General features: G+C 73.6%; 14 protein-coding genes. 6 read left to right on the top strand and 8 right to left on the bottom strand.

Annotated elements, in window-relative coordinates; translation table 11 throughout:
• Nucleotides 1–25 precede the first annotated feature (25 nt).
• A complete protein-coding gene (locus tag ACIQOE_RS11620) occupies nucleotides 26–889 on the top strand; it encodes a winged helix-turn-helix transcriptional regulator (RefSeq protein ID WP_365561297.1) in 864 nt (287 codons plus the stop codon).
• A gap of 24 nt (nucleotides 890–913) precedes the next feature.
• Here ACIQOE_RS11620 and ACIQOE_RS11615 read toward each other — a convergent pair whose 3' ends face one another.
• Together ACIQOE_RS11615 and ACIQOE_RS11610 are read right to left on the bottom strand one after the other, a co-directional pair.
• Nucleotides 914–1,549 (bottom strand): molybdopterin-dependent oxidoreductase, encoded by a 636-nt coding sequence (locus tag ACIQOE_RS11615; protein WP_401411099.1) that lies wholly within the window; start codon nucleotides 1,547–1,549, stop codon nucleotides 914–916.
• A gap of 153 nt (nucleotides 1,550–1,702) precedes the next feature.
• A complete protein-coding gene (locus ACIQOE_RS11610) occupies nucleotides 1,703–2,122 on the bottom strand; it encodes a TOBE domain-containing protein (RefSeq protein WP_365577200.1) in 420 nt (139 codons plus the stop codon).
• Nucleotides 2,123–2,371: 249 nt separating this feature from the next.
• Here ACIQOE_RS11610 and ACIQOE_RS11605 point away from each other — a divergent pair, with 249 nt between their 5' ends.
• Nucleotides 2,372–3,061 carry a M24 family metallopeptidase gene (locus ACIQOE_RS11605; protein ID WP_351315781.1) on the top strand — a complete coding sequence of 230 codons (690 nt, stop codon included), beginning with the start codon at nucleotides 2,372–2,374 and terminating at the stop codon, nucleotides 3,059–3,061.
• Nucleotides 3,062–3,085: 24 nt separating this feature from the next.
• On the opposite strand, the gene ACIQOE_RS11600 is transcribed toward ACIQOE_RS11605, so the two are convergent.
• The 5 genes from ACIQOE_RS11600 to ACIQOE_RS11580 form a co-directional block, all read right to left on the bottom strand.
• The gene (locus ACIQOE_RS11600) at nucleotides 3,086–3,430 is read right to left on the bottom strand and encodes a fluoride efflux transporter FluC (protein ID WP_401411097.1); all 345 of its coding nucleotides are present in this window, start codon (nucleotides 3,428–3,430) and stop codon (nucleotides 3,086–3,088) included.
• A complete protein-coding gene (crcB, locus tag ACIQOE_RS11595; RefSeq protein WP_351315775.1) occupies nucleotides 3,427–3,915 on the bottom strand; it encodes a fluoride efflux transporter CrcB in 489 nt (162 codons plus the stop codon). The genes ACIQOE_RS11600 and crcB overlap by 4 nt, the downstream gene beginning before the upstream one ends.
• A 250-nt stretch (nucleotides 3,916–4,165) precedes the next feature.
• A complete protein-coding gene (locus ACIQOE_RS11590; RefSeq protein ID WP_365577202.1) occupies nucleotides 4,166–5,080 on the bottom strand; it encodes a hypothetical protein in 915 nt (304 codons plus the stop codon).
• Nucleotides 5,081–5,084: 4 nt separating this feature from the next.
• Complete coding sequence (locus tag ACIQOE_RS11585) at nucleotides 5,085–6,164, bottom strand: NlpC/P60 family protein (protein WP_401411094.1); 1,080 nt, start codon at nucleotides 6,162–6,164, stop codon at nucleotides 5,085–5,087.
• Nucleotides 6,165–6,517: 353 nt separating this feature from the next.
• A complete protein-coding gene (locus ACIQOE_RS11580) occupies nucleotides 6,518–7,480 on the bottom strand; it encodes a phosphotransferase family protein (protein ID WP_401411092.1) in 963 nt (320 codons plus the stop codon).
• 195 nt (nucleotides 7,481–7,675) lie between these two features.
• On the opposite strand from ACIQOE_RS11580, the gene ACIQOE_RS11575 reads away from it, so the two are divergent.
• The 3 genes from ACIQOE_RS11575 to ACIQOE_RS11565 all read left to right on the top strand — a co-directional run bounded on the left by ACIQOE_RS11575 (nucleotide 7,676) and on the right by ACIQOE_RS11565 (nucleotide 10,842).
• Complete coding sequence (locus ACIQOE_RS11575) at nucleotides 7,676–8,011, top strand: hypothetical protein (protein WP_351315764.1); 336 nt, start codon at nucleotides 7,676–7,678, stop codon at nucleotides 8,009–8,011.
• A 465-nt stretch (nucleotides 8,012–8,476) separates the two neighbouring features.
• A complete protein-coding gene (locus tag ACIQOE_RS11570; protein ID WP_401411579.1) occupies nucleotides 8,477–10,096 on the top strand; it encodes a glycoside hydrolase family 76 protein in 1,620 nt (539 codons plus the stop codon).
• Between the two features lie 98 nt (nucleotides 10,097–10,194).
• Nucleotides 10,195–10,842, top strand: coding sequence for a superoxide dismutase (locus ACIQOE_RS11565; protein WP_362647741.1), 648 nt, complete (start codon nucleotides 10,195–10,197; stop codon nucleotides 10,840–10,842).
• Nucleotides 10,843–10,979: 137 nt separating this feature from the next.
• Here the strand turns inward: ACIQOE_RS11565 and ACIQOE_RS11560 are convergent, their stop codons facing one another.
• Nucleotides 10,980–12,038, bottom strand: coding sequence for a PucR family transcriptional regulator (locus ACIQOE_RS11560; protein WP_399011240.1), 1,059 nt, complete (start codon nucleotides 12,036–12,038; stop codon nucleotides 10,980–10,982).
• 240 nt (nucleotides 12,039–12,278) lie between these two features.
• Between ACIQOE_RS11560 and ACIQOE_RS11555 the strand changes: the two genes are divergently transcribed.
• Nucleotides 12,279–12,596, top strand: coding sequence for a hypothetical protein (locus ACIQOE_RS11555; protein WP_365576835.1), 318 nt, complete (start codon nucleotides 12,279–12,281; stop codon nucleotides 12,594–12,596).
• The last annotated feature ends 30 nt before the right edge of the window (nucleotides 12,597–12,626 follow it).

The following is a 12,626-nucleotide window of genomic DNA, read 5'->3' as shown; positions in this document are numbered from 1 at the left end:
CCGAAAAGGAACTTACTATGGGCGCATGAGGATGCACAACGCTGACGAGACCTGCGGCACCGCCCAGGCCGCGATGGTCCTGGGGGACTGGTGGAACGTCCTGGTGCTGCGCGAGGTCGCCCGCGGTCATGTCCGCTTCGACGCGCTGGCCGCCGAGATCGGCCTGTCCCGCAAGGTGCTCACCGAACGGCTCGGCAGGCTCGTCGCCCACGGTGTCCTGCACCGCAGCCTCTACCAGCGCCGGCCGGTGCGGTACGAGTACCTGCTCACCGACGCCGGTGCCGCGCTGCTGCCGCTGCTCGTCGCGATGCAGGACTGGGGCGACCGCTGGGTGCTGGGCGACGGCGGCCTCACCGCGACGGCGCGACAGGACGGCGCGGAACACGCCCGCGTCCACGCGCTGACCGGTACCCGCCTGCCGGACGGCCTCGAACTGCCCGCCGCCCAGGGCCCGGACGTCCCGCTGATCGCGCCGGACGCCCCGGCGACCGTGCTGTTCACCTATCCCGGCACCGGGATCGAATGGGGCGAGCCGCCGATCCCGGGCGCCGCCGGCTGCACGCTGGAGAACCGGCTCTTCCGCGACGCCTGGCCCGACTTCCGGGCGGCGGGCGTGGCATTGCGTGGAATCAGTACGCAACTCCCCTACGAGCAGGCGGAGTTCGCCCGCGCGGAACGGATCCCCTATCCGCTGCTCTCCGACGCGGCCCACCGGCTGGCGGCGGCCCTGCGGCTGCCCGCCTTCCGCGGCGCGGGACGGCTGCGCCACAAGCGCCTGATCCTGGTCGTCGACGCCGAACGGACCGTGCGCGACGTGCTGTTCCCGGTCGACGACATCCCGTACGCGGTCGCCGAGGCACTGCGGCGGGCGGCCGGCCGCACCGCCTGACCCCGGCCCGTCCCGGCCGGGCGGCTAGGGAGCGGCGGGAGCCGGCCCGTCGTCCTCCGCCTCCTGGTAGGACCAGCGCTGCTGCTTCCAGGCGTCGGCGATGTTGTGGTAGCCGCGTTCCTCCCAGAAACCGCGCCGGTCGGCGGTCATGTACTCGATGCCGCGCAGCCACTTGGGGCTCTTGTAGCCGTACAGGTGGGGGACGACCAGCCGGAGCGGGAAGCCGTGTTCGGCGGTGAGCGGTTCGCCGTCGTGATGGGTGGCCATCAGGGTCCGCGACGAGGTGAAGTCGGCGAGGCGCAGGTTGGCGGAGAAGCCGTACTCCGCCCAGGCCATGACATGCGTGACCCCGGCGGTCGGCGGGACCAGGTCCAGGACGGTGGCGGCCGGGATGCCGTACCACTCGTGGCCGGTGGAGGTCGGGCCGCTCGCGCAGTGCAGGTCGGCGACGACCGTCACGTGGGGCAGCGTGGCGAGGTCGTCGAACGCCCACTCGTGCGTCGCGCCCGAGGCGGTGGCGCCGAAGACCCGCAGGTTCCAGCGCTCCGGGCGGAAACGGGGGACCGGACCGTAGTGCGACACCGGCCAGCCGTGCACCAGGCGCTGGCCGGGCGGAATCCGGCCGGCGGTCTCCGCCGCGCCCGGTCGGTCGCTCGCCATACGGATGCCCTCTCCTCGCCGGTGCCCTGGTGACGGTTGCCTTCCCCGTGAGCGTAGGCGCTCACACGGCATACGGCCGGACCGGGGCGCGGCGCGCGCCCGCGGACGGGCCCTCGCACCGCGCTCCGGCCGGGCCCCGCACCGCCCGCGAGGTCACACGGAGGCGAGGGAGACCTCGGTCGACTTGATCAGGGCCACGACCGGCGAGCCGGGTGCCAGGCCGAGGTCGGTCACCGCGTCCCTGGTGACGGCCGAGGTCAGCTCGCCCCCGTCGACGCTCACCTTCACCGTCGCCATCGCCCCGCCCAGGGCCACGTCGCTGACCGTGCCGGGCAGCCGGTTGCGGATGGACAGGCCGGTCACCGGGCCGGTGGCGAGGGCCACCTCGGTGGCCTTCATCATCGCCCGGACGGCCGACCCCTCGGCCAGCCCCAGCTCCTTGACCGCCTCCAGGGTGATCGCGGCGGTGAGGTCCTGGCCGCCGTCCAGTCGCAGCCTCACGGTCGCCATCACCTCGCCGGGGGTCACGGAGGTGACGGTGCCGGGGATCTGGTTGCGGATGCTCAGGCTCATGACGAAGCGCCTCACAGACGGAGAGAAAGGGGACAGGGGTGACTTGTCGTGATGTGCGTGACCGCCGGACCACAAACTAGCCGCTTCCGTGACCTGCGGCGCGCCCCCACTCGCATCCGCCAGGCCGTCGCCCGTCCGGCCCTGGCAGATCGGGGACGGACACCCCGGCAGGCCGTCCGGACGGGCGACGCGGCGGGCCGGGTGCAATGTGTTTGACTCACCGGTGCGGCCGAACCTACGTTCCCTGTCATGGCTGATGACGAATCCACCCGGGCCGCCCGGCTGCTGGAAGCCCAGGCGAAGGCCGAGCGGCTCTTCGCCGAGATCGAGCGGCGGCGACTGGTGGCGCCGGGCGAGGGGGAGCGGGCGGTCAGCGACCGCGTCCGCGACCTGGCGAACGAACTCTTCGGTACCACCCGGCACTGGCACAAGCGGATCGTGCGCTCGGGCCCGAACACCCTCAAGCCGTACCGCGAGAACCCGCCGGACCGCGTGATCGGCACGGACGACATCGTGTTCGCCGACTTCGGGCCGATCTTCGAGGAGTACGAGGCCGACTTCGGGCGGACCTTCGTCCTCGGCGACGACCCGGTCAAGCGGCGGCTGCGGGACGACCTGCCCGAGGTCTTCGCCGCCGGCAGGCGGTTCTTCGAGGCCGACCCGCGGATCACCGGGAAGCAGCTGTACGCCGAGGTGGAGCGGCTGGCCACCGAGGCCGGCTGGGAGCTGGGCGGCTGGCACGCCGGTCACCTGGTCGGCGAGTTCCCGCACGAGACGATCGACGGCGCGGACACCGAGTCGTACATCGCGCCCGCCAACGACACGCCCCTGCGCCGCACCGACAAGGCGGGCCGTACCTGCCACTGGATCCTGGAGATCCACCTCGTCGACCGCGGGCGGGAGTTCGGCGGCTTCTACGAGGAACTGCTCACCCTCTGACCCGGGCCCGGCGCCGGCGCGCGGCTACCGCAGGGCGAAGCCGAGGGACACGGCGCCCAGACACGCGGTGACCGAGACCAGCACGTTGGCGGCGGCCAGGAAGCCGAACCCGTCCTCGGCCAGACGCAGGGAGCTGTACGAGAAGGTCGAGTAGGTGGAGAGCGCGCCGCACAGCCCGATCCCGACGGCCTGTTCGGCCGCGCCGCCGCCGCCCGCCACCGCTCCGATGACCAGGCAGGCCAGGACGTTGACCGCCAGCGTGCCCCACGGGAAGACGGACCTGTACAGGCCCTGCACCCGCTTGTCGATGAGGAAACGGGCCGGTGCCCCCACCGCCGCCCCGACGGCCACCCACAGCCAGCCCGTCATCGCGGCGCGCTCCGCGGTGCGAGCAGCCTGCGGGTGCCGACCGCGGCGAGCGTCACGGCGGCCAGCGCCGCCGCCAGGGTGCCGCAGACGTTGAGGAGCGCCGTGCCCGGGTGCCCGTCGTCGATCAGCTGCCGGCTGTCGAGGGCGAAGGTGGAGAAGGTGGTGAAGCCGCCGAGCACTCCGGTGGCCAGGAAGGGCCGCAGCAGGCGGCTGGGCGCGCGCATGTCGCTGAGCAGGACCAGGACCACCCCGATCACCGCGCAGCCGGTCACGTTGACCGCGAACGTGGTGAGAGGGAAGACGCCGGGGTCCTGCGGCCACAGACGCGAGGCCGCATAGCGCGACTCGGCGCCGAGCACGCCCCCGGCCGCCACGACCGCGACCACGGCCGCACCGCTCGCCCGCCAGCGGTGCCCGTCGGCGGCGAGCGCGTCGAAGTCGCAGTTCATCGGCTCTTTTTTGGTGTGCATGAGCTCTGACGACATCCGGGTCCTTTGCGCCTGGCGGCCTGATCATGTGCGGGACACGGCAGAGAGTAACGGGAGAAAAGCCGTGAAACGCCGCATCGGGCCGGACGTGCCGGACACCCGTCGCGGAACCCGCCGGACGCCGCGGTCCCCGGCCTCACCCGGCCCCGCGCCTCCCGGCGAACGCGTGCGCGGCGGGCCGGATCGCTCCCGGCCCGCCGCGCCGCACTCCTCGGCCCCTCGCCCGCCGGGCCGCCGCTCCGCCGCTCTAGGACGACTCGGCGGACCGGCCGGGCCACCGGGTGAAGCGGCTGAGCCCCCGCCGCGTCGGCTTGAGGGGCTTGTCCTCGGGAGCGGCCGGCTCCTGCCCCGTGGTCAGCGCCGGTGTCGCGGCCGGAGCGGCGGGCACGGACCGCCCGCCCCGGCCGAGCCGGCTCCGGACGGCCTTCGCCATCGCCTGGTGGGACGGCTCCAGCAGCACACCGCCCGTGGACAGGTGCTCCCACATGTGCAGCAACTCCTGTCCGCGGGTGGCGACCTGGGCCTCGTCGTCCAGCCGCTGCCAGGCCGCCGTGGCACGGGCCACCTCGGGCGCGGCCCGGTTCAGATCGGTGCGGCAGCGGATGCGGGCGACGGTCAGCGCGAGCACGGTGGAGAGCATGTAGTCGCCGCGCTGGTAGGCCAGGTACGCCTCGATCGCCCGCGCCTCCAGGGAGAGTTCGTCCTCCGCGCCCCGGCGCAGCGTGAGGTGCTCCCGCAACGCGCTGGCCAGGACGAACGCCGCGTGCAGCTCCTGGCGCTGCGCGTGCTCGATGATCCGCTCGACGCGGGCGAGCGGCGGGAACGACTCCTCCTCCGCGGCCGTGCGCTCACGCCCCGGCGGCAGGTCCTCCTCGTCGGCGATGGTCCGGCTGGAGCCGTCGGGGTACACCCGCAGCCGCGCCACCTGTTGCACGGTCCGGTCGATGACGGTGGCCGCCACCGGGGCCCGCAGGGTGCGGGCGAACATGGCGATGGCGTCGAGTATCGCCTCGTTGGGGGGCCGCGTGCCGCCCATCTCCAGGAGATGGCCGTTGACCACCGTCGACCCGTCCTCGGCCACATAGGCGTCGAGCCGGATCAGCGGCGGTGCGCTGAGCGCGGGCAGGTTTCCCTCGTTGCGGGGGGTCAGCGAGTAGGTCATCCGTTCAGACTCCGGGTCGGACGACACCGACGATGGGCATGGAGGCGGCCGGCGCGATGGTGACCGTACGTCCGGGTCGCGGGGCGTGCACGATCCGTCCGCCTCCTATGTACATGCCCACGTGTGTGGCGTCGTAGTAGATGATCAGGTCCCCGGGCTGCACGGAGGCCAGACTGACCCGGGTCAGCCCCTGCCACTGCGCCTGCGAGGTACGGGGTATGGGGTGCCCGGCCGCCGCCCAGGCCGTGGAGGTGAGTCCCGAGCAGTCGTACGACGAGGGGCCCACGGCGCCCCACACGTACGGTTTGCCGATCTGGGCCATCGCGAAGTCGACGGCCCGCGCGGCCGCGCCGGTCGCCTTCGTCCCGCCGCCGCCCGAGCCGGTACCGGTGGTGGTGCCGGAACCGGGGCCCGTCCACCTGGACGTGGCCTCCTTGGCCTCCTCCTTCTCCAACTGCGCCAGTTTGCGCGTCTGTTCCTGCTTGAGTCCCGCCTCGATCCGCTCGGCCTCGGCGATCTTCTTCTCGATCTTCGCCTTCGCCCCGGCCTTGTCCGCGCGGCTGTCCTTCAGCTCCCGCAGCTTCTCGGTGGCTGCGTCGGTCTGCCGGTCCAGTTCCGCGCGGGCGCTCTTCTGCGTCTCGGAGACGTTGACGAGGTTCCGCATGGCCTGGCGTGCCTGGGCCGCCTGTTCGAGGGCCTGGTCGGGATGGTCGCCGAGCAGCAGCTGGATACCCGTCGCGTCGAGGTTGCCGCCGCGGTACTGCGTGCGGGCGGCCACCCCCACCAGGGTGTGCAGGTCGTCCAGCCGGTTCTCGGTGCGGGCCAGCTCCTTGTGGAGCGACGCCAGCCGCTTCTCCTGCGCGGTCGCCTTCACGTCGGCGGTGTTGTACGCCTCGGTGGCCACCTCGGCCTCGCGGTAGAGGCCGTTCAGCTCGTTGTGGATGTCCTCGATCGACTGGTCGTTCCGTGGATCGGGTGCGCCCGGGGCCGCGAAGCTCGGTCCCGGTAACAGGGCGATCGCACAGACGAAGGCTGCTATGGCGGCACGGCTGCGCAGCCGTCTGCCGCCGGTCGACACGTTCATCGGCTCCATCTTCAGAGGTCGCGTGCAGGCGGCTCAGACGGGTGACTTGCCCATCGCGGTGGCCACCGCGCTTCTCGCGGAGGACCGTTCGAGCCTCGAACACAGTACCTCCCCCGGAACGGCGGCCCCTTGTGTCCCCGTACGTGTCGCGTACGGCACACCGGGACCGGACGCGTACCGGCCGCCTGCCGGCCGGTACCCGGACCCATGATCTCAACGACAGGGCGGGCCATGGGTTTTCGGTGAGTTCGTCCCGGGCCGGGGAGCGGCGGGTCCGGGTGCCGCCCGGGGAGCGGCGCGGGTGCCGGGACCGGCGCACGAGACAATGATCACTGGCGGTTCCGTACGGCGGCTCAGGCCCGCGTGTCCAGCAGGGCGGTCACGTAGGCGTCCAGGCGCCGCTCCACGGCCCGTGTCGTCAGCTCCGTCCGTCCCGCGCGCCGCCACGGCCGGGCCGCCGACCGCGCGGCTGCCGCGAACGCGAGCGCGTCCTGCAGCCGCCAGTAGAGGCGTTCCCGCGCGGTCGAGGCCGGCACCCCGCCGGCCTCCTCGTACAGCTCCGCGAACCGCAGCCCCCAGACCGGGCCGTGCAGCAGCGCGAGGTTGGTGGAGCAGTGCGCCACGTCGAGGTCCGCGGGCCCCCAGGAGGTCTCCACCCAGTCGACGACCCCGGTGATCCGGGGAGCGTCCGGGCCAGGGGACACCACGTCGAAGAGCACATTGCCGGGGTGGAAGTCCCGGTGCAGGAAACGCCCTTCGTAGGACGGCGCGGGCCGGCGGATCACGTCGGTGGCCGCGGCCCAGGCCGCCGCGTCGGCGCCGTCGGGAGCAACCACGGCGTCGGCGGTCGTCCACGGCTCGAACACCGGCGGGCGTTCGGCGGGCCGCAGCGCGTGCACGGCGACGAGCTGACGGGCCAGCGGCGGCAGGCGCGCCTCCAGCCCCACGTCGTCCAGGACCGTCCGTCCTGCCAGGTGCGTCATCAGCAGGGACGGAAACTCGCAGTGCGTGCCGGCCGGATCGGCCGCGACCGGTCCTGGGGCCGGTACACCGGTCCCGGCGAGGACGGCGAGGGCGCGGGCCTCCCGGCGGAGCATGCCCTCGGCGTGCGCCGCGAACGCCGGGTCGGCGAAGGTCCGCAGGACCAGGTAGCGGGTGCCGCCGTCCCGGGTGCCGACGGTCAGCCGCCGTATCTCGGCGGTGATGCCGCCGTGCAGGACCTCGGTCCCGACGATCCGTTCACCTGCCTCCAGCCGGCGGTTCACCCAGGCCAGGGTCCGCGGCCGGACGCCCGCCGCCTCATCGTGCTCGGTCATCCCGCCACCCCAGCACCGGGAGGACCGCCCGCGCAAAGGCTTTGGCCGAAAGAGTGCGCCCGCCGCGGAGCCGGGCGGGCGGCAGCAGGGCCGGTCGGGCCCCGGCGCGGGCGGCGGTCCCGCGGCGGAGCCCGCACCTCTGAGGCTCCTCAAGTCGCTTGGTGACCCGTGGGCGTGCCCGTCAGGCTGGTCCGCATGACAGGAATCACGGGACTGAGCAAGAAGAACACCTTCGTGCTGACCATCCGCGACGCGGACGTGGTCGCGGCGGCCCTGCGCGAGGCGCTGGCGGACGCCTCGCCCGAGGAGCGCCCGGGCCTGGAACGCGCCGCCGCGCTCGTGCGGTCCACCGCCTCGGACACCGAGGCCCTGCTGCGCGCCCGCTGGGTCCGCTCCCGGCTGGCCGCCACCGGGTTCTCCGGGGACATCACGTCCGTCGCCGCGGTGAAGGCCCTGCGGCAGGCGGAGCCGACGCTCAGTCTGCTCGCGGCGGTGCAGCTCCAGCGGGAGGCGGTGGCCCACCCCGAGTGACCCGGCGGCCGATGCGCGCGCCCGGCGGATCCGTTCCGGGCGCGACGGCCTCCCGGCGCACGGTCGGCCGCTCCCGCGCGCGCCATTGACAGGGACCCGCCAAATCGGTTCACTGCCACGCAGACAGGCAGGGACCAGTGCTCGAACCCGGCCCGGCTCCGCGGGAGCCCCGCCCCCGTCACACGCGCCGACCGTCGTCCCCCACCGTGAATCGAGGCGAGTCCGGTGTCCGCACGCAGCTCAGACATCGTTGTCACCGTCCGTCCGCCGAGTCTCCTCGCGGCGGTCGTGCTCGCCTTCGCCGTCCTGGTCCCGGCCGCGCCGCCCGCGGCCGCCGCCACCCAGGTCTGCGTCCTGGCCTGCGACACCCTGGACCCCTCGCAGGCCCGCCAGGAGACCTTCCCCGTGCCGGACAAGGACCTCAACGGCCGCCGCCTGCGGCTCCACGTCTCCGACGCGGACGACATGGCCTGGGCCAGTATCGACGACGGCGTGACCGGGGACTCGGTGTGGCTGGACCGTTCCTGGGACGGCGGAACCACCTGGGAGGGGCTGCTCGGCAAGGCGAGCATCCCGGGCACCTGGACCGGCACCAGGACGCTGATGTACAACATCACCGATCCCCGTGGCCACCGCCGGGGCCTGGTCCGGGCCTGCGGCGACGCGGCGGGCGTCGGCTGCACGAACTGGGTCCACCCCACCGTCTGCGACACCCTCTGCGACGGCACCGGCGCGGACCGGGCGTCCGGCGACGACCAGCCGGTCCCGTCCGCCACCCTGTACGGCCGCACCGTCCGGCTGCACGTCGACCAGAAGAACTCCACGGCCTGGGCGAGCGTCGAGGGCGGTGGCGCCGGCGACGAGATCTGGCTCGACCGCTCCTGGGACGGCGGCTCGACCTGGCCGGACGGCTCCTCCCTCGGCCGCACCGCGACCCCTTCGGGAGCCACCGGCACCCGCACCGCGATGTACGCCACCCGCGACCCACGCGGCCTCCTGTACGGCGGCGCGGTCCGGGCCTGCGGCCGGGAGACGAGCCACAACGAGGGCAGCTGCACCGCGTGGGCCAGGCCCGCGCCGACCAGGGCGCGCGCGGCGGCGGACACGCTGATGGCGTCCTACGACCCCTACAACGGCTGGTGGCCGAGCAGTTGGTGGAACTCGGCCGCCACCCTCACCGCCGTCGTCGACTTCGCGCGGGCCTCCGGCACGCACGACTACGACTGGGTCATCGCGCGCACCTTCGACCGCAACAAGGGTGTCTTCGCCGCCGGCACGCGCAGCTCGGACGCGATCGAGGGCGACTTCGTCAGCCGTGCCGTCGACGACTCCGCCTGGTGGGCGATCGCCTGGATCGACGCGTACGACTACACCCACGACGCCCGCTATCTCGACGAGGCGGTCACCATCGCCGACTACGTCCAGCAGTACTGGGACACCGGCACCTGCGGGGGCGGCGTGTGGTGGGACCGGGAGCGGACCTACAAGAACGCGGTGACCAACGGCCAGTACCTGTGGCTGACCACCGCACTGCACCAGCGCCTCGCGGGCGACACCGTCTGGCTCCAGCGGGCGAAGACGTCGGCGGCCTGGTACCGGGCCTCCGGGTTGATCGGCCCGGCGGGTCTGGTCAACGACGGACTCACCTCGTCGTGCGCCAACAACGGCTCCACCGTGTGGAGTTACAACCAGGGCCTGGCCATCGGCGGGTTCACCGAACTGTGGCGGTCGACCGGCGACGCCTCCCTGCTGGCCACCGCGCGGACCCTCGCCGACGCCGCGATCGCCGGGCAGCCGCTGACCGTCGGCGGCGTGCTCACCGAGTCCTGCGACGTCGGCTCGGCGTCCTGCGACGACAACCAGAAGCAGTTCAAGGGCATCTTCGTGCGCAACCTCGCCGATCTGGCGTCCGCCACCGGGGCCGCCGCGTACCGGAGTTACCTCCAGAAGCAGGCCGACACCCTGTGGGCGCGGGACCGCACCTCCCTCAACGCGCTCGGCGAGCGCTGGGCCGGTGCCGGCCCCAACCAGACCGACTGGCGGACCCAGGCCTCCGCCCTCCAGGCGCTCACCGCCGCCGGCTGACCCGCTGACCCGTCACGGGACGCCTCCTCGGCGGAACGGCTTATTGCTGATAGCGTGCAGCTGCACATCATTCGCAATTAAGTCGGAGGACGTTGGACATGCCGGTGTACACGCTCCCGGAGCTTCCGTACGACTACGCGGCGCTCGCCCCGGTCATCAGCCCCGAGATCATCGAGCTGCACCACGACAAGCACCACGCCGCGTACGTCAAGGGCGCCAACGACACCCTGGAGCAGCTGGCGCAGGCGCGGGACAAGGAGACCTGGGGGTCGATCAACGGCCTGGAGAAGAACCTGGCCTTCCACCTGTCCGGGCACATCCTGCACAGCATCTACTGGCAGAACATGACCGGCCCGAAGGACGGCGGCGGCGAGCCGCTGGCCGCCGACGGCGTGGGCGACCTGGCCGACGCGATCACCGAGTCCTTCGGTTCCTTCGCGGGCTTCAAGGCCCAGTTGACCAAGGCCGCCGCCACCACCCAGGGCTCCGGCTGGGGTGTCCTCGCCTACGAGCCGCTGAGCGGACGGCTGGTCGTCGAGCAGGTCTACGACCACCAGGGCAACGTCGGCCAGGGCGCGGTGCCGGTGCTGGTCTTCGACGCCTGGGAGCACGCCTTCTACCTGCAGTACAAGAACCAGAAGGTCGACTTCATCGACGCCATGTGGGCCGTCGTCAACTGGCAGGACGTGGCCCGTCGTTACGAGGCCGCCAAGTCCCGCGCGGATGTCCTGCTGCTGGCTCCCTGAGCCACCGCCACGTCCTGCCTCGTGATCGTCTTCTCACCCTTCGCGCGGCAGGCGGTACAAGGGAACGCTCCCGTGGGCCCGATGCCCGCGGGAGCGTTTCTGCATGGTCCCGGCGGCGAGCCGGTGCGCGGCGCGCGTCACAGGGCGGTGGCGGGCCAGTCCAGCAGGCGCGCGCCGATCACCGCGGTCTGGAGCGCGTAGCGGTGGGCCGGATCGGCCGGGTCGGCGCCGGTGAGCTGGTGGATGCGGTCCAGGCGGTACGTCAGGGCGCGCACGCTCAGGGACAGGCGGCGGGCCGCCTCGGTCGCCACGCAGCCGCAGTCGAAGTAGGCGGTGAGGGTGTCCAGAAGGGGCACGGCGCCGCCGCGCGCCGTGGTCAGCGGGCCCAGGACGTCCAGGACGAGGTCCGCCATGGCCTGCCGGTCGCGGGTGAGGACGGGGTAGACGAGCAGGTCGGCGGCGCGCAGCACCGGCTCGTCGAGGCCGAGCCGCGCGGCCAGTTCGAGGGCGTTGAGCGCCTCCTCGTACGACTGGACGACTCCTCCGGCGCCGGGCTGCGGGCGGCCGATCGCGACCCGGCCGCCCTCGGTGGCCGCGTGCGCCTGCTTGGCGAAGTGGGCGAGCACGTCGGCCTGGTGGCCGGGCGCGACGCACACCAGCCGGCCGTCCTTGGTGGTGACCAGGACGCTGCGGTCGCCGAACCGCCCGATGACGGCCCGCTCCACCTGCCGGGGCACGGCATCGCCCTCGCCGTAGGCGCCGGCGCCCTCCGCGACGGCCACCGCGTGGGCGTGGGACAGGCGCAGGCCGAACCGCTCGGCGCGTTCGGCGAGACGGCCCAGGTCGCTGCGGCCGTACAGGAGGTCGTCGATGAACTCCCGCCGGGCCGCCTCCTCCTGGCGCACGGCGAGCAGCTGGGCGCGCTCGAAGCCCTCGGTGAAGGCGTCCACGACCTGCTGGACGGCGGCGAGCGCCTCGTCGGCGGATCCGGCGGCGGCCGGCCAGGCCGTGCGGGCCGCCGTGAGGTGCGCGCTGACCATGGTGCGCAGTCCGTGGCCCGCCGTGGCGGCCTGTTCGCCGAGGGCGCGCCGGGAGGAGAGTTCCTCCCGGGTCAGGCGCCGGCCGGTGGCCGACACCTCGGCCAGTATGCGGTCGTAGCCGTCGAGGTACCGCTCGGGCGCGGGCCTGTCCGTCACGTCGTCCCCCCCCGCCGTCCTGACGCGCCGCTGACGGTTCCTTGACGGTCACCGGCACGCTGACCCTAGTGAACATTGCCGGACAGCGGCAATGCGCGGGCCGGTGATGATCGTGGAGCATGGCCGCAGGGGAGCACGGAAGACGGTTCCGGTGCCGGACACCGGCAGGTGCCCGCACCGGGACCGGAGCCGTCCCGCGCCCCACGACGACGAGCGGCACGGGCCGAAAGGGGGCAGGGGATGCGGACGTCTCCGGTGGCCGCCGCCGTACCGCCCGCCGACCGTACGCCGCCGGGACGTCCGGCCGGTGCCGACGCCTTCGACGCGGACGCGGCACTAAGGCCGTGGCATATGCACGGGACGCCCGTGACGCCCGCCCTCGCGCCTCCCGCGGCGCCCGACCGGACCCCGGGTGCCCCGGCCGGCGGGCCGCGTGTCCCGGCCGGACCGCCGGGCCGCGCCGCCGGGCCGCCCAGGTCCCTCGCGCTCGCGGACGAACCGGACGAGCCGGACGAACCCGTGGTGGCCCAGGCCCCGTCACGGGCCTTTGCCGCCTGAGCCACACGCGCACCGGGACTCCCTTTCCGG

Source organism: Streptomyces sp. NPDC091282 (assembly GCF_044757385.1).
GTDB classification, from domain to species: domain Bacteria; phylum Actinomycetota; class Actinomycetes; order Streptomycetales; family Streptomycetaceae; genus Streptomyces; species Streptomyces gramineus.
This window is presented reverse-complemented; position numbering and strand designations above follow the sequence as displayed.